This window comes from Microbulbifer maximicatervae (SeqCode) (genome assembly GCF_052467325.1).
On the sequence record NZ_CP174310.1, the window covers coordinates 4182532 to 4205388 of the forward strand.

Genomic DNA, 22857 nt, shown 5'->3' on the forward strand with positions numbered 1-22857 from the left:
GGCGCCTTTCTGTTGATATTTGGCGGGCGCGAATCTTGGGCCCAGCAGGGCCGGAAAGCAATAACTATAGATAAAAAAACGCTAATTTTTGTGTATAAAAAAGTAAATGGACAAGCAGTATTACAGCGGTGCTTTTGCTCGCAGTGACAGGGTGCCGTAATTGGCAATTAATACAGGGAGGCAGACTGGAAAAAAGGCGGCCCGGAGGCCGCACGCAGGGGGGATGGTATTGGGTACTAAATCACGCCGGGTCTGGGGACAACCCGGTAGCCGCGATGGCTGTGGTCCCACAGGTAGTAGGTGTCGTAGGCCACGTAGTAATTGTGTCCACCCACAACTACGGTTAGCGCTGAAGCCGGCAGGCTGTGCACGATAGCGCCGTGGGGGGGCTGTGCTACTACGTAGCCAGAAGTAGCTGGGCGGTAAAAAATCCCATCGCTGTAGTAGAAACCCGCAGCACCAATACTGATGCTGACGAAATTTTTTGGCAGGTGACGCCAGCGGTAGCCGTAACCGTAGTGTGAGGGACGGTAGTGAGGGCGGTGTCCACTGTACCCATGGCGGTATCGGGGCCTGTAGGTGGCGCGGTACTCGTGACGATGGCCGCTATTGTGCCCTTTTCGATGTCCTTTATCGTAACCTTTGCTATAGCCTGCTTTATAGGCATTGCGCACTTCGCGGCGGTGCTGACGTTCTTCCCTGCGTTCCTGTTTGCGTTGCTTTTTTTCCTGCTTCTGATGCTGCTTACTGTGGTTGCGCTCTATATGGCGTTGCTCGCGTTCGGCTCTCCCATATTTGTGGTGGTCGTCCATGGCGCGCTGGTGCCCGCGATGCGACTCGGACAGGGCGGGTGCCGCGATCAGCAGCAGACTTAGGGTGGCGATAGCCGTAGTGAGGTGTCTCATAACATCTCTCCCGAGCACTGGGCTCTTTTCTTTCAATTCAGGTCTTTTGTGTATCTTGGCGTGAAGTTTGCCTTGGCGGGTCTGAACACTTCCTGAACTGAATGCGTTAAAATTCGGCGGCAGCCGATAATGCTTCTGGTGACCAGTAGTTCAGGTTTTGGCGGTGACTGGCTGGTGGGGCCACAGGCGGGATTCTGCGGCGAAACCTTATAGAGAACGGCAATTTTGCTATGTTGAGACACCTGGTCTCAGCGAGTATGATGCCGCGCTGATTCATAGTGAGCGGTAGCAAGATGCAAGTCTTCCACCACGTAGCAAGTCTGCGCGAGGCGCTGGCCCAGGCCCGCAAAGACGGCAAGACCGTCGGTTTTGTGCCAACCATGGGCAATTTGCACGATGCCCATATAGAGCTGGTCAAAATCGCCCAGCAACACTGCGATCTGGTTGTGGTATCCATCTTCGTCAACCGACTGCAGTTCGGTTTGAACGAGGATTGGGATAAGTATCCGCGCACTATGGAGCGGGATATGGCCAGGCTGCGCGAAGCGGACTGTGACTTCCTGTTTCATCCGGATGAGAGTGAAATTTACCCCAATGGCATGGACCAGCAGACCCGCGTGGTTTGTCCGGCAATGACCGATGTCCTGTGCGGCGCCAGTCGCCCCGGTCACTTTGAAGGGGTTACCACCGTAGTGGCGAAACTTTTCAATATTGTGCAGCCGGATAAGGCCATTTTCGGAATCAAGGATTTCCAGCAGTTGGCAGTGATTCGCCGTATGGTGGAAGACCTGTGTATGCCGGTGGAAATTGTGGCGGCGCCGGTGCACCGTGAGGAAGATGGCTTGGCATTGAGCTCTCGCAATGGTTATATCACTGCGGAAGAGCGACCGAAGGTTGCTGTACTCAACCAGTTACTTAACTGGGCTAAGGATGAAATTGTGGCTGGACGCCGGGATTTCGCCGACCTCGAGACAGAGGCGCGCAAGCGAATTGAAGAGAGTGGCTTTCGAGTTGACTACTTCTCCATCTGTTACAGCAAGGATTTACAGCCAGCGGCAGATGACGATAAAGAAATCACGATCCTGGGAGCTATGTACACCAGTGCAGCGCGCCTGATCGACAATGTTTCCCTGGAACTCTGAGGGGCATCCAACTATGCAAATTGAAATGTTGAAGTGCAAGTTGCACATGGCCGCAGTGACTCAGGCCGAACTCTGGTATGACGGTTCCTGTGCAATTGATGAGGACCTGGTAGAGCTGGCTGGCCTGCGCGAATTCGAGAAAATCGATATTTACAATGTGAGCAATGGTGAGCGCTTCCACACCTATGTGATCCTCGCCGAGCGCGGCTCCGGTATTATTTCCATGAACGGTGCTGCTGCCCGCAGGGTGCAGGTGGGTGACCGTATTATTATCGCCTCCTATGCGCAGATGAATGAGGCAGAGGCCGATAGCCATAAGCCCAAGCTGGTCTACCTGGATGAGAACAACAAGGTAGAACGCAGCACTAATACCATTCCGGTTCAGCTAGCCGAAGCCTGATTCTTCTCGCTACAGGGCGTTGTGCCCTGTAGCATCCCCGCTGCTTATTGACCAGACATTAATAACACTTCCTGATTAAACCTCTTTTCCAGGTAGGACTCGTCCAGGGTGTAGTGCCAGAGATTTTTCTTTTGTCCTTTAGCTAAAGCGATTTCGCCGATTCTGCCAGGGTTATATTTAATCGGTTGGGCGAGTTGGTATTTGGCGATGGGGTCCCGATAGGCCTCCTCTAAAGGAATTATCTCCCAGCCTTCCTTCCTCAGTCGTTCAGCCAGATCACCAATAAACAGGGCTGAAATATCCATTTCATGCAACAGTATCACGTGCTTTGGGGATCGCCCGAGATATTTAATTGCCATATCGTCGTAGTACTTAATGCTCGCCATAAGAACGTCGACATAAAAGTTGGAGAGTCTCTCCATATCAACTGGTTTTCCGTCTTTCACTGCTGTTTGGAAAAGTTCCTCGATATACCAGTCGTAGTTATTTAAGGTGATATAGGCATTTTGATAGTTATTTTTCTGTAGTAGATCCCGGATACCATCGCGTTTTTCGACAGTTTCTCCCTCGCGCAGATAGGGAAAGCGAAAATAGGGTTTAAAGTTGTCAAATTGTTGAAGCAGCTGGTGGGCCTGCAAAAAATCCTCTTGATAAGTGGATAGCCCTGTTTCCAGAAAATTGGGATGGCTATGGGTGTGATTGCCAATAATATGCCCAGCCTTATCGTAGCGGTGCATCCGTTCCAATCCTTCTTTATCGAAGGATTGGGTATTGGAAAAGAAGGCTACTTTGCCGATTTTATGCTGTTCCAGGCTTTCAATGAGCGTTTTGGCCCGAGTGGGCCCGTCAAAGTAACCGTCGGCTTTGCGGGGAGCGTCATCGAATGTGATGGCCAGTTGTTTGGCATTAACCACAGGAATTATTAACAGGTAGCTTATCAAAATAAAGATTGAGCGCTGCATGGTTTATTTCTCTTGTAAGTTAATATAGAGGCCGTTTGCTAAGTTTGGATTTATTTGTCTCGGTTCGCCGGTTTTCTGTCTTAATTTACTTGCTGGGCAATCTATATGGGTAATCTAAGCATCGTTTAAACATTGTTCTCTATTGTGTCCACTTTGGTCGCGGGTGTATATGGCAAAAATATTAGTGAGTTCTTGTCTCCTGGGGTGTGCTGTGCGTTACAACGGTAGTCATGTTGAGGTCCACAACAATCACTTTGATTGGATTATAGAAACTCAAGAGATAGTACCTCTATGTCCAGAGGTTGTAGCCGGACTGCCTGTTCCCAGGGTGCCGGCTGAGATTAGCGGCGGTAGGGGTGTAGAGGTTTTAGCGGGCTCAGCCAAAGTTTTAGGGATAAATAACGAAGACTTAACTGAGCAATTTATACGGGGAGCTAAACGGGCATTACAGCTGTGTCTGCAGCACAATATTAAGTACGCAGTACTTACGGAAAATAGCCCATCATGTGGTAGTGATTATATTTACGATGGTAGTTTTTCTGGTGCGAAAATAGTTGGTTCTGGCGTTGTATCTGCGCTACTGAAGAGGGAGGGTATACAGGTATTTAACCAGAATATTGTGGGCAGGCTTAGAAAACTTTTGGAAGTATCCAGAGATAAATAAGTTTTCCAGATATATAGTCATATTAAAGGTAGGTATAAAAGTGAATTCTAAAGTTATCAATTTTAAAGAAAAATTGAACCTGTTCTCAGAGCACTGGTCCCCTAAAGTGATTGCCGAGATGAACGATTACCAGTTTAAACTGGTTAAGATCCAGGGTGAATTTACCTGGCATGATCATCCCGTTACCGATGAGGTGTTTGTTGTAGTTTCCGGGCATATGCAGATCGAGTTTCGCGATGGTGTCATATCCCTTGGACCTGGTGAGATGACGGTAGTACCTAAGGGTGTGGAGCATAAACCCAGAGCTGAACAGGAATGTGAAGTACTATTGATTGAGCCTAAAGGGGTTGTTAATACGGGCGATGCCGGTGGAGATCTAACTGCGAAAAATGATGTCTGGATCTAAGTGATTGAGCTGTTAATCAACTTTCTTTTGCTGTTTGCTTGTCTGATTAACTTGCACCTTTCAGGGCCTGCGTTGGATTGTCCTCGGCCCATGCCTAATTTTGAGATGAGGGGACTGTTTCGCAGCGGCTATGTTATAAAGTGACAAGAATAAAGCTCTAATAAACTCAGATTTCTCTAGGCTAGCCATGCCACGCTAATAATAAAGGAGAAGATGATGTCTGAAGTGCATACCCGCCCAGTCTCCCCCGGTTTTGCTGCCAATGCGCTTATTAGCGCCGAAGACTACGAGACAATGTACCGCCAGTCGGTGGAAAGCCCAGAGGCGTTTTGGGCACAACAGGCCAAGGACTTTTTGCAGTGGGACAAGCCGTTCACCCAGGTTCTTGAGGAGGATCTGCACAAAGGCCATACCGCCTGGTTCTCCGATGGCCAGTTGAATGTGACCGTGAACTGTATCGATCGGCACCTGGCAAGCCGTGGCGAGCAGACCGCAATTCTGTGGGAGGGAGATAATCCCGCTGACAGTAAGGCGATCAGTTATCAGAGCCTGTACGAAAATGTGTGTCGCTTGGCCAATCTGCTGAAATCCCGGGGAGTTAAAAAGGGGGATCGGGTGTGTATTTATATGCCGATGATCCCGGAGGCGGCCTACGCCATGCTCGCCTGTGCCCGTATCGGCGCTGTGCACTCGGTAGTATTTGGTGGTTTCTCCCCGGTGTCCCTGAAAGACCGTATTCTCGATTCCGATTGTCGCCTGGTGATCACTGCTGATGAAGCGGTTCGCGGCGGTAAGCGAGTACCGCTGAAAGCCAATGTGGATAAAGCGCTGGTGGATTGCCCTAATGTGCATACGACTATTGTGGTTAAACATACGGGCACACCAGTAGACTGGGATAGCAAGCAGGATATCTGGTATGGCGAATCCATAGGTGAGATGGAGCCGGACTGCGCGCCTGAAGTAATGGGAGCGGAGGACCCGCTGTTTATCCTTTATACCTCGGGCTCTACCGGTAAACCCAAAGGGGTCCTGCATACCACTGCCGGCTATCTGCTGATGGCCACCATGACTTTCAAATATACCTTTGATTATCGCGAGGGAGAGATTTTCTGGTGTACTGCCGATGTGGGCTGGATCACTGGGCACAGCTATATCGTCTATGGACCCCTGTGCGCTGGGGCCACCAGTCTGATGTTTGAGGGCGTGCCCACTTTCCCGGATGCCTCACGCTTCTGGCAGGTTGTGGATAAGCATCAGGTCAATATTTTCTACACCGCGCCGACAGCGATTCGGGCGCTGATGGGCGCTGGTGACGAGTTTGTAAAAGCCACCGAGCGCAGTTCCCTGCGACTTTTAGGCACCGTGGGTGAGCCCATAAACCCGGAAGCCTGGGAGTGGTATTACAGCGTAGTGGGCGATGAGCGCTGCCCGATTGTGGACACCTGGTGGCAGACTGAAACCGGTGCACAGATGATCACTCCACTGCCCGGTGCCATGGCTCTGAAACCCGGGTCGGCAACCCGGCCCTTCTTTGGCGTCCAGCCCGCGCTGCTGGATAGTGAAGGCCGGGAGATTGAAGGGGAGGGTGAAGGCTCTCTGGTGATTAAAAAGAGCTGGCCCTCCATGATTCGGGATGTGTACGGCAATCGCCAGAGAATGCTGGATACTTATTTTTCCGCATTCCCCGGTTATTACTTTACCGGTGATGGCGCCCGCCGCGATAGTGACGGTTATTACTGGATTACTGGGCGCATTGACGATGTGTTAAATGTCTCTGGACACCGCCTGGGAACAGCGGAGATCGAGAGCGCCCTGGTACTGCACAATGATACGGCGGAGGCGGCGGTGGTAGGTTATCCCCACGATATCAAAGGGCAGGGGATTTATGCCTTTGTAATGCTCAAATCTGGCCATAAGCCCAGTGATGAGCTGAAGGCTGAATTAATTGAGCTCTGCCGCAAGGAGATAGGGCCAATTGCCAAGCCTGACTTTATCCAATGGGCGCCTGCACTGCCAAAAACCCGTTCCGGCAAAATCATGCGGCGTATTCTGAGGAAGATTGCCTGCAATGAGCTGGATAATCTGGGAGACGTTTCCACTCTTGCCGATCCCACTGTGGTTGACGCATTGATTGATCACCGCGAAAATCGCTGACCATAGGTTTGGCGCGTGAAGGCTTTATTGGCCGGGCATAGCCCGGCTTTTTCATTGGGGCAGGAAGTTAAATTCCTCCCCGGTTTTTGCGCCATTTTCAGCTAAATAGACAAGTAAATGCTTGCTGCTTTGCACAGTTAGTAACCCTCTAACTCCGGATAATGTTTTAAGGGTATTTACAGCTAAGGAGATTCCGTTTGGAACAGGGACAGTACCTCTGCGATCACTACCGCTTCGCTGCCGATCAGCGTCTCAAGGTTTTTAATTTTTTTGTTGTGTTAACGATGTTTGTTGAGGGCGGGATTTTCACTGCCATGGAGAAAGAGTTCCACCCTCTAATCCTGGCGTTGCTGGGAGGGTTTGTGGTCATACTGGTCACTGTATTTTGGCTGATGGACATTCGCAGCCGCCAGCTTCTCAAGCTTGCAGTTCCGGCACTGAAAACCCTGGAAATGGGATTCCCGGAGGAAGCGAGAATTTTTTCCAACGATGCCATTCGTCGAGGTGACTTGGCCCGTTACACTTTCGCTTTCAGGGTTTTGTTGGTGGGGCAGCTGTTCTTTGGTCTGGGCGTCGCTTCTTACGGTATTTATCACTGGTATATCTCCCCCTAATCCCAACCTTGCAGTGGCGGGTATGATTGCATGAAGTGAACCACCTGCCACAACCTCCTCTTTGTCTCGTACGTTTAAAAGTCGGCGCTGCCGCCCTCTCTAGGCTATCTTGCAGAAGTATCCGCTTCCCTCCCGAGGTTTATACGATGCTTGATCATATTCGCCTTTATGTGCACAGCTATGAACGCAGTAAGGACTTCTATCAGCAGGCGCTGATGCCGCTGGGATACCAGTTGGTGATGGAGTTTGAGGATTGGGCGGGCTTTGGCTGGGCGGATAAAGCGGAACTCTGGATTCGTGGAGGGACCAGCACCACTCCACAATTGCATATCGCCTTTCGCGCTGAAGAGCGGCAGGTGGTCAGGGAGTTCTATCGCTTGGCCCTGGAGGCCGGGGGTAAAGACAATGGCGCACCGGCTGTCTACGAACAATATCACCCGGATTATTACGCCGCCTACGTACTTGATCCCGATGGACATAACCTGGAAGTGGTGTGTCATTTACCGGGGGACTTACAGGAATAAGTCGATCGAGATTTGGGAGTAATTTATGAACGAGGTAACTCGAGCAAAATACCTGCCAATAGCGCTGGTCGTTGTAGGAGTGCTTTTTATTCTGGCGATTTACCCGATGATGATGTGGATTTGGCCGGAAGGGTGGGGCTGGACCCCACGGCAGCCAGAATACGAGCAAATGATTATCGGTATTTATGTTACCTTGGGGGTGTTCTTGATACGCGCTGCAAAAAATCCCGCCGCAAATGCCAGTTTAATTTGGTTCACTATATGGTCTAGCCTTGTACACGCCGTCATTATGTTGGTGCAGGCATTGGTGGATAAAACAGAGCGCATCAATTTGATGGGAGATATTCCCGCACTTTTTTTGATTGCCGCTGTACTTTGGTACCTTATGCCCAAGCAAGAAAAATCTGATTGAGCATTTACTTTATTTTGACTTGCTAAAAAATCTGAATTGCTCTTTCTGACTCACCGTTATTGATCCCTGCTATAAGAGCGATAACAAGGTCTAATTTCCCGCTTATTGTTCTCCCCTATAAGCTCTACTCCTGTAATAGAGATGGCAGTAGAGATAAATAATCCCATGAAATACTTACCCTTATTTGCATTAACTATCGGTCTGATAGGCGGTGCCAATGCAGAGACATTGACTCGCGATAATGGCGCACCTGTCGGAGACAACCAGAACGCACAAACTGCTGGAGAAAATGGCGGTAATTTGCTGCAAGATGTTCAACTGATTCAAAAATTGCAGCGTTTTGCCCGTGAACGTATTCCCGAGCGTGTAGTTCATGCTCGTGGAACTGGTGTTCACGGTGAATTTGTTGCGACGGCTGACCTCAGTGATTTAACCCGCGCAGCGGTGTTTGAGCGCGGTAGTAAAACGCCAGTGTTTGTGCGTTTTTCAACAGTAATCCACTCAAAAGGTTCCCCGGAAACCCTGCGCGATCCCCGTGGATTTGCCACCAAGTTTTATACGGAAGAAGGCAACTGGGATTTAGTGGGTAACAACCTGCCGGTATTTTTTATCCGCGACGCGATTAAATTCCCGGATATGGTTCACTCCCTGAAGCCCTCCCCGGTGACTAATCAACAGGACCCCAACCGTTTCTTTGATTTCTTCAGCCATGTGCCGGAATCCACCCATATGCTGAGCTGGGTCTATTCCGATTACGGTACACCGGCCAACTTGCGTCAGATGGATGGCTGGGGTGTTCACGCCTATAAATTTATCAATGACAAGGGTGAAGTGAACTATGTGAAATTCCACTGGAAAACCCGTCAGGGTATCAAGAACCTGACTGCGGAAGAGGCAGCAGAAATTCAGAGCAAGGACTTCAGTCACGCAACTCGCGATATGTATGCCGCGATTGAAAAAGGCGAGTACCCTCAGTGGGATCTGTTTATTAAAGTACTGAAGCCCTCCCAGCTTAACAGCTTTAATTACAACCCCTTGGACGCCACCAAAATGTGGTTGGACGTGAAGGAAACCAAAGTGGGCACCATGACACTCAACCGTGTACCCACTAACTTCTTCCAGGAAACTGAGCAATCCGCGTTTGCGCCGGCCAATATTGTTCCGGGAATTGAGCCTTCGGAAGACCGCTTGTTACAGGGCCGTGTATTCTCATACTCCGATACGCAAATGTATCGCCTGGGGGCCAACCACCAGCAATTGCCTATCAACCGTCCCCGTGTTGCAGTAAGTAACTGGAACCAGGATGGGGCGGGTAATTACGGCCAACAGACTTCAGATGTGAACTATCAGCCGAGCCGTATCGATGCGCGCACCGAGGACCCCAAAGGTCTTTATAGCAACAAGGCATTGAATGGCAGCACCCAGCAAAAGGCCATTGAAAAGAAACTTCCTTTTTCCCAGGCGGGTGCTTTCTACCGCAGCCTGAGTTCTGAAGAGCGTCAGAATCTGATTGAAAACCTCGCTGGTGATCTGGGTAAAGTGAGTGATGAAAACACTAAGCACATTATGCTGAGTCACTTCTACCAAGCGGACAAGGACTACGGACAGCGCTTAACCAAAGCAGTTGGTGGAAATCTGGATCGCGTGAAAAAACTGGCCCGGTAATTTTTACCCAAGTGCGGGCGACCTCTGTCGCCCGCTAAATTTATACAGGTGAAATTATGAGATCATTTTTATTCGCACTACTCTTTCTCACCCTGGGGGTTCAGGCAGGGGAGCCGGAAAAAACGGAATCTGATTTTACCGAACTCTCCCAGTATTATTTTGCTGCAGCCAGGATTGGCGATACCGAGGTGCTGCGTGAATTTTCGCAAGCGGGTTTTCCCCTGGATGTCCGCAACCCGAAAGGTTACACCGCACTGATGATTGCCACTTACAACGGCAACGGGGAAGCTGTGGATTACCTGTTGCAGAGAGGTGCAGATGCCTGTGCCCAGGATCGCCGTGGCAATACTGCGCTGATGGCAGCGATTTTTCGCGGTGAGTTTGCCCTTGCACGAACCCTGCTAAAGCAGGATTGCGATTCGCAACAGGTGAATAAGGCCGGCCACTCCGCAGAGGATTTTGCCGAAGTCTTTGGTCGTGACCAGATGGTTCGACTATTGCAGCAACAGCGGGCAGATGGCGACTAAGACAGTTTTTTGTGCGGTTGGCATTGGATGGTGTCACCGCTCCTGTCCTGCGTGGAATCCTCTTGAGTTGGCCGCTTTAGCTTGCGGCACATTTCTCAGTTTGTCCCGGCCCCCGCGACCGCGTTAGCATAGCCAGCTGCAATCCAGTTGGTACCCACTATGACCTCGAATCATCATCCTTATGAAGCCCTCACGCCGGACGTGGTGATCGACTGTGTTGAGACTACCGGGCTGATTTCCGATGCGCGTATTTTCCCTCTGAACAGTTATGAAAACCGCGTCTATCAGGTGGGTATTGAGGATGCTGAGCCGTTGATTGCCAAGTTCTATCGCCCGGGGCGCTGGAGTGATGAGCAGATATTAGAGGAGCATCAGTTCACCCTGGAGCTGGCAGAGGCCGAAATTCCTGTGGTGGCACCGATACAGTTTGATGGGCGCACCCTAATGGAGTCCGCTGGATTCCGTTTTGCGCTTTTCCCCCGACGGGGTGGTCGCCAGTTGGAGCTGGATAACTTTGATCACCTGGAGCAGGTGGGGACCATGTTGGGTCGCATTCATGCGGCCGGCAGCGCCAAACCTTTCAGCTATCGCCCATCCCTCACTTTGCAGCGATTCGCAATCGATAGCCGGGAATTTATCCTGAATGGAGATTTCCTGCCACGTGAGAACCGCGAGGCTTACGCTTCCGTCACGGGCCACATTATCGAACAGATAGCCCCGCTGTTTGAGCGGGACTGGGATATGCTGCGCTTGCACGGTGATTGTCACAGTGGCAACTTCCTGTGGCGGGATGAGACTCCCTGGTTTGTGGACTTGGACGACTGCCTGATGGGGCCGGCGATCCAGGATATCTGGATGTTGATTTCCGGCAATCGCGCAGAGCAAACCGCTTACCTGGATGCAGTGTTGGAAGGCTATGAAACCTTCTATAGTTTTGATCCCCAGCAGTTGCAGCTGGTGGAGCCTCTGCGCTGCCTGCGGCAGATGCACCACGCCGCCTGGTTGGCGCGACGCTGGCAGGACCCGGCTTTTCCCCAGGCGTTTCCCTGGTTTAATACTGCCCGTTACTGGGCAGAGCATATACTGGCATTGCGCGAGCAGCAGTCTGCGCTGCTGGAGCCCCCGTTGACCCTGGGGGCTGTGTAACATGGAGAAAGCAATAATGGATGCGACATGCACCGAGGCTGAGGCGGATCTGATCTGGGAGAAGATTCGTATAGAGGTGGCGCAGCAGGTAGAGCGGGAGCCGATCCTGGCCAGCTTTCTACACGCGACCATCCTGAACCACAATTCCCTGGAGGCGGCGCTCAGCTTTCACCTGGCCAACAAGCTGGACAATGCGGTGGCACCGGCGCTGTTAATTCGCGAGGTTATCGATGAGGCGCTACAAGCTGACCCTTCCATAGGGCATGCGGCGCGAGCGGATTTGAACGCAATTTACCTGCGGGATTCCGCCTGTCACTCCCTGCACGAGCCCTTCCTGTACTTTAAGGGCTTTCACGCCTTGCAGGTTCACCGTGTGGCCCACTGGCTGTGGCAGCAGCAGCGCCGCTCCCTGGCTATGTTCTTACAGCACCGTGTCTCTGTCGTATTCAGTGTGGATATTCACCCGGCTGCGCGTATGGGTGACGGTATATTGCTGGATCACGCGACCGGTATCGTTATAGGTGAAACGGCTGTAGTGGAAAACAATGTTTCCATCATGCAGTCCGTTACACTGGGCGGCACTGGCAAAGAGAGCGGGGACCGCCACCCGAAAATCCGCCACGGGGTTTTAATCGGTGCGGGCAGCAAGGTGCTGGGCAATATTGAAATTGGCGAGTGCGCCCAAATTGCTTCCGGAAGTGTGGTTCTTAAAACGGTACCGGCAAAGGTGTTAGTGGCCGGAGTGCCGGCAAAAGTTGTCGGGGCAGCCACCTGTGCTGAACCGGCATTATCCATGGATCAGTGTGCCCTGTCGCAAGTACAGAAGTAAGGCTTGTCGCCCCGTAGCGAACACCGGCTGCGGGGCTGGGATCACTGGGGAAATGATGCAACGGCACTGTTCTTGGCACTATCCTTTGACCCATGAAATATAGTCTCAGCGCTAAAAATCTTACCTGCCGAAATTTGGAGGCTTATGCGGATTACCGCGCGAGCCTGGTAACTCCGGATTGCACCAAGGAAATTACAGGTATTGTCCGCAGTGATAGCGGCCTGCCTTCCATTGGGCTCAATCAGGTGATTTCCAATATGGTAATGCCACCGCGCATTATTCAGCGTTTTGCGCTGGATTATTTTGCCGAGCGGCACAGCCCCTTCACTCTTTGGCACAGTGCCTCCAAACCCCTGGACAATGACGCTTTGGATGAGCTTGGGCTAAAGCGGCGCCAGTCCCTGGTAGCTATGGCCGCCGAGATACCCCGACTCAGCGTTGCCGAGGTTCCGGTAGTGGAACAGCTGACTATTAGTGCGGTGAAAAAGGAGGCCTTGCCTGATTACGGCGCGGTGCAGGCAGCGGCGGCAGGGGAGCTGGAGGGGGCACAGTTGGCGCACTTCTATCAGGGCCTGCAGGAAATTCCCGAGCAGCGACGCGGGCGACTGAAATTATTTCTCGCTAAGCTGGATGGTGTGCCGGTTGCCGCTGGGTGCCTGTTTGCGGCAGCGGATGCACTGGGACTCTATGACATGGTGACGCTTCCGGACTACCGGGGTCGCGGGATTGGTCGGGCCCTGTTCAAGCATCTGCTAACCGCTGCCCAGGGTAGCCACCATAAAAATCTGGTGGCTTTAGTGCCGGCGGATCGTCAGCAGCTACTGCTCGATAGTGGCTTTTTTGCAGTTGGCGAGGTTGCCCGCTATCAATACACTCCGGCGCCGGCGGCCGCTAAGCCCGACTGAAAGGGAAGGCGATAACTTCATCAATCGATTGGTAACCGGCTTTTAACATCAGCAGTCGGTCGACTCCCAGCGCGACCCCGCCGCACTCGGGCATGCCTTGATCCAGGGCCGCAACCAGACGTTCTTCAAAGGGGTGTACAGGGCGCTGGTTAGCACGGCGGTATTCCAGATCCTTTTCAAAGCGGCGCTGCTGTTCCACGCTGTCGGTCAGCTCCCAATAGCCATTGGCCAGTTCCAATCCACCGACATAGGCTTCGAAGCGCCTGGCGACGGGGGTCCCCTGTTCGTCCGCTACGACTTTTGCCAGTGCCGCTTGCTCTGCGGGGAAGTCGTAGAGCAGGGTGATGCCCTCCCTCATGGTGGGTTCCAGGCGGTGGCTCATCAGCAGGTCCAGGCACTCACTGCGTTCACGGGGTACAAAAGACAATTCCATTTCCCGCTTAACGCAGGAAATCAGCTCGGCTTCGCTGGCACTGTGGGGGTCCAGTTGCAGCTCTTGTAAAAACAATTCCCGGTAACTGAGGGACTGAACCTGGTCCGTCGCCAAAATACCGCAGAGCAGCTTGGCGACCTCCTCCATCAGTTGGTGATCGTCCCAACCGCAGCGGTACCACTCCAACATGGTGAACTCGGGGTTGTGTCGACCGCCGGATTCGCCCTGGCGAAAAGCCTTACCCAAGTAGTAGCAATCTCCGAGTCCTGCGGCGAGTAAACGCTTTAAACCAAATTCCGGGCTGGTGGCCAGGTAGGCGCTTTCACCCCGGCATTCGGTGGTGATGGACTCGATATGGGGGTCGCTGGTGGCGCGCTGGGATAGCACCGGAACTTCGGCTTCTACAACATTTCGCTCAGCAAAAAATGTGCGTATTTCAGCGAGTAGCGCAGCGCGTTGGCGCAGGGCTGCAATAGTGGCGGTGGGGCGCCAGGTATCTGTGCTCATGGGGGGTAGCTCTGGAGGTGAGCGGCCGTAGGCCGCTCGAGGAGAGGAGGTGCTCAGTCTTCCTTGGCACGGCCCAGGTATTCGGCGGTGCGGGTGTCTACCTTGATGGTTTCACCGATTTCCAGGAACAGAGGAACCTTCACAACAGCGCCGGTAGCCAAAGTGGCCGGCTTGGTGCCGCCCTGGGCGGTGTCTCCGCGCAGGCCCGGATCGGTATCGGTAATTTCCAGGATAACGTGGTTGGGCGGAGTAACTGCCAGCGGAGAGCCGTTGTACAGGGTTACAGTGCAGATATCCTGCTCTTTGAGCCATTTTGAAGCATCGCCCACAGCATCGCTGCTGGCTTGGTGCTGCTCAAAAGTCTCGGGCTCCATGAAATGGTAAAACTCGCCATCGTTGTACAAGTATTCCATTTCGCGATCCATCACGTCCGCAGCTTCCAGGCTTTCACCGGAGCGGAAGGTGCGTTCCCATACGCGACCGGTTTTCAGGTTGCGAAGCTTCACGCGGTTGAACGCCTGGCCCTTACCAGGTTTGACGAATTCGTTTTCCACGATTGAGCAGGGGTCGCCGTCCAGCATCACCTTGAGGCCGCCCTTGAATTCGTTAGTGGAGTAACTAGCCATAGCAAATAGAGCCCTTTAAGTCATTTATCTATATGATTTTTAACGAGTTTTTTGTTTCTAGCCGATTCCGGCCAAGGCTGGGCTAACGCCCTCCGCTTCCGCCACAAATGGTAGCCGCAGGTAACTCGTCTGGCTGGGGAAAAGAGACTTCACCGCCAGCCCTGCATGATGGAGCGGGATTATACAGGAGGGTGGGAGCTTGAACGAATAGCCAGAGAGAAATGGAGGGGAGGCGCTTCGGTTGTTATAGCCAAGCTGCAATTATTGCTGCAACCGGCAGTGCAATGGGCCTTGGCCCATTGCACAAAAGCACTTAACTTAATGGGTCGTCCCCGCCGCCATAACCTTTTCTCTGCATCCGGCGCACAAAGTAAGCAAAAGTCGCTTGCGTGCGTTTTTCCTGGAGAATCCAGTCGTGGGCTTCGCGGCCCAGTTCGGGATCAATATCCTGGATGGTGCCGGCGGATTCAGCCAGTATTTGCAGTTTGGCAGCGCGCTCGCACTGAACCGCCATTACACAGGCTTCCTCTACAGAGCGACAGGCCATAATCAGGCCGTGGTGTCCCAGTAGGATTGCGCGCTTGTCCCCAATAGCGGCGGAAATCAGCTCGCCCTCGCTGTTACCCACGGGTACACCCGGCCAGTCTTTGAGGAAGGCAATATCCTCATACAACATGCAGGCGTCCATATGGGAAATCTTTAGCGAGCGCTCCAGCATGGAAAGCGCACATACGTGCATGGGGTGGGTATGCACGATGCAGTTTACATCGGGGCGCGCCCGGTAGATCCAGGAGTGAAAGCGATTGGCTGGATTGGCCATGCCCTCTCCGGACAGTACTTCGAGGTCTTCGTTGACCTCCAATAAGTTGGATGAGGTAATTTCATCGAAGCCGAGGCCCAGGCGTTGAGTGTAATAAGTACCGGGTTTTTCTGCGCGGGCGGTAATTTGCCCAGCCAGGCCGGAGTCGTGGCCATCGTTAAATAAAATTCGACAAGTCAGCGCAAGCTTTTCTCTCAGAGACCACTCGGGGGTGCTGAGGTGCTGTTTCATTGCTTCACTGGCTCGTTCAACCAGTTCGTTTTTTGCCAGTGATAGTGTTTCAGCCATTGTTATCTCCAATTCTCACAGCAAGTCATATTAATTCTGTGATATTTAATAAATTTTCCTTTTTTATTTTCTTATCGCAGAATAATTTTCAAAAACCTAACTCAAAATGATTCGATCTCTGTCGAATTTATGTTGGTGGCATTTCCCTATGCCCGTGCTTTCTCCAACAACACCTGTGAGTGGGTTGATAAGTACTTGCTAGTTAAGCTGTAACAGCTTCAGCTTTTTTATGTTTAGTGGAGTGGTAGGCGGTTTCAATAGAATCGAAGAATTGTAAGCGGGCCTCTACAAGGTGGCGCCCGGCTTCAAGCATTATGTCCAGTTGGCTGGGATCCTTGGAGCCGATATCCACCATAATATTGCGAATGGTTTCTGCATGGCCGTCATCACATTCAATATGCAGCAGGAAAAATTGCATTTCTGCATCGGATACGCCGCAAGAGCGGAATCCGGCAACAATATCTGTATATAAATCGGGTACCAAGGCTTCGGCTCCCAGGCATAGGGCACCCAACCCTGCACTGGCCCTGAGGTCCCGGCAGTTTTTGAACATGGTATCGATCAGGTGCTGAGTGCCTGGTAAAACTTCCGCGTTTTCCAGGGTCAAATTAAAATGCTCGAGGGTTTCGCGATAGATTTCTGCGTGGGGTTTGGGGCTATCTGGTTCCAGGCCCAGCTCTTCCATTAGGTTTTCGGCTAGCTCCAGGACTTCGTGGTTACTCGGGAGGTTTGCCATCATTGCACAGAGGTATCTAACAAAAAATCCACTGTAGATCCCTTGTTGAACCAAAAATATTTTTAATTCGTCCAGCGTAATGGAACCTTCACGGCAACGCTTCAAGAAAGGATGTGCGCGAGTTTGCTCAATCAGTAGGTCTTTATTGGCTTCAAGCAATTCAAGCTGCATTTCCATTGAGTAATTCCTTTTTGTAATTCTAAACTTACTGTTTGAACACCTTTTAGGTGTTTTATTTATTTCTTGGTAGTGCCCGCCTATGGCAGGGCTGACAAAGTGGTTTCTCTTTGTCGACGTTTAAATTAACACCGAATTATCCCTATTGTGAATAAGGGAATTATGAATTTTTTGATATTTGCTGATGGTTTTTGGAAGATGTTTTTTCTAGTGATAAAAATTTTATTAATAAATAATTTTTGCTTTGCTTTATCCTTGCCGGATTTATCAAGGGGGGATGTTTTTTGCTCCCTGAATTCACTGTAGAAATGTCGACTGTGTAGATTTTCTTTATTGCAGTGGAGTGTTTTGTGAGGTAGGAGTTTTTATTGGTAGGTGGAGTGAATACTTGCTTCGCCGATAATGAGTCTACTCCTAAAATCAGGTAAAGAAGAGTTAAGGTTCTGGTTGCTTAAAGATATAGTCCAACTATCCGATATTTTTCCGTAGAAGATTGATGGAGATTTGTTGGTTATGTTTATGGAGTTTCTGAAAAGATAAATTCAGTTTATGTAATTACCCTGGGAAATCGATTTGAGGGCTTAACTAACTCGCTAGATAGGGGCTGAAACAGATACCGTTTATTTAATGAAGTTGTGCGAATTCTCATGTCTACTTGGTCACGGCACCCTATGTGGGGCGTCACTGTCAGTGGTAGCGGGAGAATGCAGCGGGGGATCTGATACAATCTCTTATTTTGTAGTGTATTCCCATGATGGCGTCATCATCGGCCCCCGGTATAGAGCTAATCGACACACAGGAATCCCGCTGCTGGCAGGATGAGTTGTCTGATCTGGTCACTGATCCGGCAGAGTTGATTCAATTACTACAGCTAGACCCGCATAAGCTCCCGAAGGCCTTGCAAGCAGCTTCTGGCTTTTCCCTGCGCGTGCCGCGCCCCTTTGTCCGGCGCATGCGTTGCGGCGATCCCGAAGACCCATTGTTGTTACAGGTTTTACCCGGTGCGGATGAGTTGGAGAAAGTGCCGGGATTTAGTTCAGATCCTCTCGAAGAGGCAGAAGCTAACCCTCTGCCTGGAGTTGTTCACAAATACCACGGGCGCCTACTGCTGATCACTGCGGGCCAGTGTGCGGTCAATTGTCGTTACTGTTTCCGACGTGAATTCCCATACGGCGACAACCACTTAACTCGCAGACAGAGCCTGGCAGCTCTAGACTACATTCGCGCGCGCACTGAGCTGCGCGAAGTGATTCTGAGCGGCGGTGATCCTTTGGTAATGAGTGACCGTCAATTGGCCTGGCTCACTGATGAGCTGGCCGACATTCCCCATGTGGATAAGCTGCGAATTCACAGCCGCCTCCCGATAGTTGCTCCCAGCCGGGTAAACCAGAAAATGCTGGATTGGTTTACTGGTTCCCGCTTGAAGCCCGTGCTGGTGTTGCACTGCAACCACGCCAATGAAATTGATAGTGAGGTGCGGGAGTCACTGCAAAAGTTGCGAAGCGCAGGGGTTACCCTGCTCAACCAGGCGGTGCTATTGAAAGGCGTCAATGATAGTCGTGAGGCGCTGGGCGCGTTGAGCGAATCCCTCTTTGCAGTAGGAGTACTTCCGTACTATTTGCATCAGCTGGATCGAGTAAATGGTGCCGCACATTTTGAAGTCTCTGATGCGAAAGCGCTGGAGTTAATCGAACATCTCCGCCAGCAGTTACCCGGTTATCTGGTACCCAAACTGGTGCGTGAAATCCCCGGCGTCCCATCAAAGTCCCCGGTAGTTGCTGAGCATAGCTAAACCTCAGCTGATAGCTGTAAGGGTTGTCTTTGTGTATTCGACAGGGATTTTCATGAAGAGAAATAGGTTGGGCGAATAAATATCGCCAAATTGATCTAGGCTAACCCCGTAACGCCCGTGCCAGATATAGTTGGCCGGTCGACCTATTCAGCAGCTGCTATTTCGCTTTATAGCGCTGTATTCAGGGGCTTCTTAGGTTGGGAAAGTTTGGTTAGCGGCTGTGGTTTCGCAAATGGGAAAGGCGGAAGCTTTTATAGGGGAGCGTTGTGTGATTTAGATCACAGGTACCAGTTTGATCTACCCTTGTATGCCATCCTTGACGCCCCCTAAAATTACCGCCAGCGGTAGCTGTGTGCCGCCATTAAAAAAATAGAGCAAATAATGAGTAGCAACGACACAATACGACTTCTCCTGATTCACGATACCCCGTCGGAAGCCCAGCGCCTTGTGAGTATGCTGCACAACGCAGGCCGTCCCAACCGAGCACAGCATGTGGCCAGCGAGGCTGTGTTTAACCGCCTGCTCCAGGATAAAACCTGGGATTTAGTGATCGCGGCTGAAAGCAGTACTCAGGTGCCCCCCTCAGTGGCGTTGCGCACCATCAGCAAGCTGCAAAAAGATGTCCCGGTAATTATGCTGACCGAGCGCACCGGTGCCCAACCCGTGGTGGAAGGTTTGAAGCTCGGAGCCCGCGATGTCGTAGTGGTGGATGAAGACCAACACCTTCTCTTTGTGATACAGCGGGAGCTGGGGGCGCTCGCCAATCGCCGTCAGGCTCGCCTACACGACCGCCGCTATCACGCGACCCTTAACCGTGCCAAGGAGCTACTTGATAGCTCCAAAGATGCCATCGCTTATATTTCTGATGGCTTGATTGTCTACGCCAATGACTCCCTTGCAGAGCGCTTTGGTTACGATTCTGGCGAGGACATCGAATACCAGCCACTGATTGATATGCTGGCTGAAAATGAGCAGGAAGAGGGGCGTGAATTCCTCAAAAGCTGCGCTATCGACAACAATGAGCTGGAGGCGAAAGAGTGGAAATTTACCGCTAAGACCGCCTCTGGCGAATCCCTGCCCACTCGCGCAGAGGTACTCAGTACCACCTACGACGATGAGCGTTGTCTGCAGGTGCGTATTGCCTCGCGCCGGGGTGATACAGAGCAATTGGAAGCGCAGCTCAGCGATATCAAGAACCGCGATCCGCTGACCGGGCTTTTCAACCGTCAGCACTTCCTGCAGGTACTGGATTCCAGCATCAAATCTGCAGCGGACTCCCACAATACCGGCGGTCTGATGCTGATAGAAGTGGATCGCTTTGAAGATGAAGTGTTAAAAGTTGTTGGGGTGGCCGGTGCCGATGCTCTGCAAAAAGGCATGGCGGAATTACTCAAGTCCTGCCAACGCAGTGGCGATACCCTGGCCCGCTACAGTGAAGATGCCTTCTGCCTGCTCAGCCCGAATACAACTCCGGACAGCATCGAGCAACGCGCGCAGGATATATTGAAGAAGATTTCCGACACCATCTTCGATGCAGATGGCAAAACCCTGCAAATTACATCTTCTATCGGCATTTCCCTGATGAGTGAGGCCTCCAGTGGTGCGCAACAGGTGCTGGACCAAGCGCTATCTGCTCACAAGCAGGCCTTGGGTGAAGAGAAGAAAGGTGGGAATTTTGCGCTCTACGAGCCGGATACTGAAGGTGGTGCCGACGCCGATACCTATCACCGTGCAAGGGTGGTACAAGCGCTGGAAGCTGGCAGCCTGAAGCTGCTCTACCAGCCAATTCTCAGTTTGCAGGGAACTGGCGAGCAACTGTACGAAGTATTGGTGCGTATGCTCGATGACAAGGAAGAGCTGGCGCCGCTGGCCTTCCTGCAGGAACTCGGCGATGCGGGCCTGTCGGCGAAAATGGATCGCTGGGTAATTATTACCGCGATCAAGGCCGCTGCAGCCGCCAGGGCTGAGGGTAAGAATATTTCTTTGATGCTGCATATCACCACTGCTTCACTGGTGGACAGCAGCTTACCCGGCTGGCTGGGGGTTGCCTTCAAAGCTGCCAAGGTTGCGCCGGGAACGGTGATCTTCCAGTTGCGTCAGGAGGATATCAACAGCAACCTGCACGCGGCCCGGGACTTTACCACTCAGGTCCAGCAATTGGGTTGTCGCGTTTCAGTCTGTCATTTCGGCACCGGGCTCAATCCGTTCAAGGCTCTTGAGCATGTGAAAGTGGATATCGCCAAGATCGATCCCTCCTTCGTGCGCGAGGTCCAGGATGAAGGCGAGAGCAGTGACTCCCTGGCAGGATTGGTACAGCGCTTGGGTGAGGCGGATACCAAGGTGATAGTGCCCCATATTGAGCAGGCCAGTATGCTGCCGACTTTGTGGCAGACCGGTACTGATTATATTCAGGGGTACTATGTGCAGGCGCCGGCGGAGGATATGAACTTCGATTTCAGTCTCGAATAAACTCTCGCGGTAGGCCTTTAAAAAACCGCACCATCTTTACAGGGGTGCGGTTTTTTATTGCCTGTAAATCAGACGTTGTAGCGGCTGCGTAGGGCCGCAATGGTATTGCGAGCCAGGGCGCCATACTGCGGTGCCGGCTCCGGCACCAGCTCGCCGGAAGTGCTCTCACTCCAGGCACGCTGGATATGGTTCTGCCCGGCTTCCTGCTTATAAATCCTTGCCAGGCTGGCGTTGTAATTCTGACTGGTGACTGTATCCACGTGATACCAGTGGGCCTTGGCGCGGGAGTGGGAAACATCCATCAACAGGTAACCGCGCTGGGTGATCTCCACCCACTTGAGGTGTGGTATTAACCCGTCCATAGCAATCGCTGCAACATCCGTCAGGTGGGATTTGTCCAGGAAGCTGGAGGTTACTCCGGGGGTGACAAATTCTCCGCCGAGGGCGCCGCGTCCGGTCAGGCGCCCGTATTTCAAAATACTGAAAGGATTGCTGGCCAGGTCCCAGGCCCAGGAGCTGTGGATATCTCCAGTGAGGACGACAAAATTGTCGATATTATTGTCGGCAATGTGGTCGAACAGGCGCTCGCGGGATGCGGTGTAACCATCCCACTGGTCCATATTCACAGACAAATCCCGAGCCAGGGTGAGTTGCGCCATCATTACTTGTTGCCCTAATACCCGCCAGCGTACGCCATCCGACTGGGACTGGGTCAGGCTACTGTGCAGCCATTGTTCCTGCTGGGTACCGAGGATGCTGCGCTCCGGGTCGTCGGCGGTCTGCTGATCGAACCAGTTGGCCTGCTCGGAGCGCGCGGCGATGCGGGTATCCAGCATCATCAGGTCCATCAGGTTGCCGAAGCGGAAGCTGCGGTAGATGGCCCTGTCACCAAATAGATCAAAGATGCCGTTATCGCGGATGGGCATCCACTCGAAGTAGGCCTGGTTGGCTACCGAGCGGCGTACAAACCAGTCGCCCTCGCCATCTTGGACATTGTGGTTTTCAGCCCCGCCGGCCCAGGCGTTGTTAGTGGTTTCATGGTCGTCCCAGACACAGATAAATGGGTGTTGGCGGTGTACCTCCTGTAAATCCGGGTCGGAGCGGTACTGGGCGTAGCGCAGGCGGTAATCCTGAATATCCACCATTTCCTTGGCGGGGACTGGCTCTCGCCCCAGGCCCGTGCCGGTACCGTAGCCACCGGGTCCGTACTCGTAGATGTAATCCCCCAGGTGCAGTACCACATCCAGGTCTGCACGCAGGGCAATTTCCCGGTAAACATTGAAATAACCCATGGGATAGTTGGAGCAGCTGGTAACCGCAAAGCGCAGCTTATCCACATGGCCGATGGGCAGGGTGCGGGTGCGGCCTATGGGCGAGTCGATACCGTTAGAGTAGAAACGGTAGTAGTAACTGGTGCCGGGTTGCAGACCGCTGGCATCCACTTTGATGGTGTAGTCCACATCGGGCCCGGTAATACCGCTGCCGCTATTGATCACCATGGCCATTTCCGGGTCCAGGGCGATCTGCCAGGTGTAGGGCACCATGGACTGGAATTCCGGATCGGCGGATGGGGTGATACGGGTCCAGAGAATTACGCGATCTGCCAGGGGGTCACCGCTGGCCACGCCGTGCTGGAAAGGCTCCTGGCCGGAACCGTAGGCTTTCAGTAGGGGCAGGGCCGCCAGGCTTGCGCCGGAAAATTGTAGAAACCGCCTCCGGGACAGAGACATGGGGTTCTCCTTATAGTGCTTGTT

Annotated in this window: 22 protein-coding genes; 15 read left to right on the forward strand and 7 right to left on the reverse strand. The window is 52.3% G+C overall.

Annotated elements, in window-relative coordinates; all coding sequences use genetic code 11:
- Positions 1-236 precede the first annotated feature (236 nt).
- Entirely contained in the window at positions 237-905 is a 669-nt protein-coding gene (locus ACJJIE_RS18665; RefSeq protein WP_444892620.1) for a DUF6515 family protein, read from the reverse strand.
- A gap of 293 nt (positions 906-1198) precedes the next feature.
- Between ACJJIE_RS18665 and panC the strand changes: the two genes are divergently transcribed.
- Both panC and panD read left to right on the forward strand, forming a co-directional pair.
- The gene (panC, locus tag ACJJIE_RS18670) at positions 1199-2047 is read left to right on the forward strand and encodes a pantoate--beta-alanine ligase (protein ID WP_444892621.1); all 849 of its coding nucleotides are present in this window, start codon (positions 1199-1201) and stop codon (positions 2045-2047) included.
- Between the two features lie 13 nt (positions 2048-2060).
- Complete coding sequence (panD, locus tag ACJJIE_RS18675; protein ID WP_226647099.1) at positions 2061-2447, forward strand: aspartate 1-decarboxylase; 387 nt, start codon at positions 2061-2063, stop codon at positions 2445-2447.
- A gap of 44 nt (positions 2448-2491) precedes the next feature.
- Here the strand turns inward: panD and ACJJIE_RS18680 are convergent, their stop codons facing one another.
- Positions 2492-3409, reverse strand: coding sequence for a polysaccharide deacetylase family protein (locus ACJJIE_RS18680; protein ID WP_444892622.1), 918 nt, complete (start codon positions 3407-3409; stop codon positions 2492-2494).
- A 169-nt stretch (positions 3410-3578) separates the two neighbouring features.
- Here ACJJIE_RS18680 and ACJJIE_RS18685 point away from each other — a divergent pair, with 169 nt between their 5' ends.
- The 11 genes from ACJJIE_RS18685 (at position 3579) to ACJJIE_RS18735 (ending at position 13255) form a co-directional block, all read left to right on the forward strand.
- Positions 3579-4073 carry a 2-thiouracil desulfurase family protein gene (locus tag ACJJIE_RS18685; RefSeq protein ID WP_282930223.1) on the forward strand — a complete coding sequence of 165 codons (495 nt, stop codon included), beginning with the start codon at positions 3579-3581 and terminating at the stop codon, positions 4071-4073.
- A gap of 40 nt (positions 4074-4113) precedes the next feature.
- Positions 4114-4479 carry a cupin domain-containing protein gene (locus ACJJIE_RS18690; protein ID WP_282930222.1) on the forward strand — a complete coding sequence of 122 codons (366 nt, stop codon included), beginning with the start codon at positions 4114-4116 and terminating at the stop codon, positions 4477-4479.
- Positions 4480-4695: 216 nt separating this feature from the next.
- Positions 4696-6633 carry an acetate--CoA ligase gene (acs, locus tag ACJJIE_RS18695; protein ID WP_444892623.1) on the forward strand — a complete coding sequence of 646 codons (1938 nt, stop codon included), beginning with the start codon at positions 4696-4698 and terminating at the stop codon, positions 6631-6633.
- A 197-nt stretch (positions 6634-6830) separates the two neighbouring features.
- On the forward strand, positions 6831-7247 hold the full coding sequence (locus ACJJIE_RS18700) for a hypothetical protein (protein WP_444892624.1): 417 nt from the start codon (positions 6831-6833) through the stop codon (positions 7245-7247).
- 146 nt (positions 7248-7393) lie between these two features.
- The gene (locus ACJJIE_RS18705) at positions 7394-7771 is read left to right on the forward strand and encodes a VOC family protein (protein WP_444892625.1); all 378 of its coding nucleotides are present in this window, start codon (positions 7394-7396) and stop codon (positions 7769-7771) included.
- Between the two features lie 25 nt (positions 7772-7796).
- Entirely contained in the window at positions 7797-8183 is a 387-nt protein-coding gene (locus ACJJIE_RS18710) for a DUF6632 domain-containing protein (protein WP_444892626.1), read from the forward strand.
- Between the two features lie 165 nt (positions 8184-8348).
- Positions 8349-9848 carry a catalase gene (locus ACJJIE_RS18715; protein WP_444892627.1) on the forward strand — a complete coding sequence of 500 codons (1500 nt, stop codon included), beginning with the start codon at positions 8349-8351 and terminating at the stop codon, positions 9846-9848.
- Between the two features lie 56 nt (positions 9849-9904).
- Complete coding sequence (locus ACJJIE_RS18720; RefSeq protein WP_444892628.1) at positions 9905-10375, forward strand: ankyrin repeat domain-containing protein; 471 nt, start codon at positions 9905-9907, stop codon at positions 10373-10375.
- 159 nt (positions 10376-10534) lie between these two features.
- Positions 10535-11521, forward strand: a complete 987-nt coding sequence (locus ACJJIE_RS18725; RefSeq protein WP_444892629.1) for an SrkA family protein kinase — start codon at positions 10535-10537, stop codon at positions 11519-11521.
- A gap of 1 nt (position 11522) precedes the next feature.
- A complete protein-coding gene (cysE, locus tag ACJJIE_RS18730; protein WP_413664156.1) occupies positions 11523-12350 on the forward strand; it encodes a serine O-acetyltransferase in 828 nt (275 codons plus the stop codon).
- A gap of 92 nt (positions 12351-12442) precedes the next feature.
- On the forward strand, positions 12443-13255 hold the full coding sequence (locus tag ACJJIE_RS18735; protein ID WP_282930216.1) for a GNAT family N-acetyltransferase: 813 nt from the start codon (positions 12443-12445) through the stop codon (positions 13253-13255).
- Here the strand turns inward: ACJJIE_RS18735 and epmA are convergent.
- The 4 genes from epmA to ACJJIE_RS18755 form a co-directional block, all read right to left on the reverse strand.
- Positions 13242-14195 carry an EF-P lysine aminoacylase EpmA gene (gene epmA, locus ACJJIE_RS18740; RefSeq protein ID WP_444892630.1) on the reverse strand — a complete coding sequence of 318 codons (954 nt, stop codon included), beginning with the start codon at positions 14193-14195 and terminating at the stop codon, positions 13242-13244. The genes ACJJIE_RS18735 and epmA overlap by 14 nt on opposite strands.
- A gap of 53 nt (positions 14196-14248) precedes the next feature.
- Positions 14249-14821 (reverse strand): elongation factor P, encoded by a 573-nt coding sequence (efp, locus tag ACJJIE_RS18745; RefSeq protein ID WP_108731510.1) that lies wholly within the window; start codon positions 14819-14821, stop codon positions 14249-14251.
- Positions 14822-15134: 313 nt separating this feature from the next.
- Positions 15135-15929: an aldolase gene (locus tag ACJJIE_RS18750; RefSeq protein ID WP_444892631.1), complete on the reverse strand. Its 795-nt coding sequence runs from the start codon at positions 15927-15929 to the stop codon at positions 15135-15137.
- 202 nt (positions 15930-16131) lie between these two features.
- On the reverse strand, positions 16132-16842 hold the full coding sequence (locus ACJJIE_RS18755) for an iron-containing redox enzyme family protein (RefSeq protein WP_444892632.1): 711 nt from the start codon (positions 16840-16842) through the stop codon (positions 16132-16134).
- Between the two features lie 751 nt (positions 16843-17593).
- Here ACJJIE_RS18755 and epmB point away from each other — a divergent pair.
- Both epmB and ACJJIE_RS18765 read left to right on the forward strand, forming a co-directional pair.
- A complete protein-coding gene (gene epmB / locus ACJJIE_RS18760) occupies positions 17594-18634 on the forward strand; it encodes an EF-P beta-lysylation protein EpmB (protein WP_282934551.1) in 1041 nt (346 codons plus the stop codon).
- Positions 18635-19015: 381 nt separating this feature from the next.
- Positions 19016-21103 (forward strand): GGDEF/EAL domain-containing response regulator, encoded by a 2088-nt coding sequence (locus ACJJIE_RS18765; RefSeq protein ID WP_444892633.1) that lies wholly within the window; start codon positions 19016-19018, stop codon positions 21101-21103.
- A 68-nt stretch (positions 21104-21171) separates the two neighbouring features.
- On the opposite strand, the gene ACJJIE_RS18770 is transcribed toward ACJJIE_RS18765, so the two are convergent.
- A complete protein-coding gene (locus ACJJIE_RS18770; protein ID WP_444892634.1) occupies positions 21172-22833 on the reverse strand; it encodes an alkaline phosphatase D family protein in 1662 nt (553 codons plus the stop codon).
- Positions 22834-22857 lie beyond the last annotated feature (24 nt).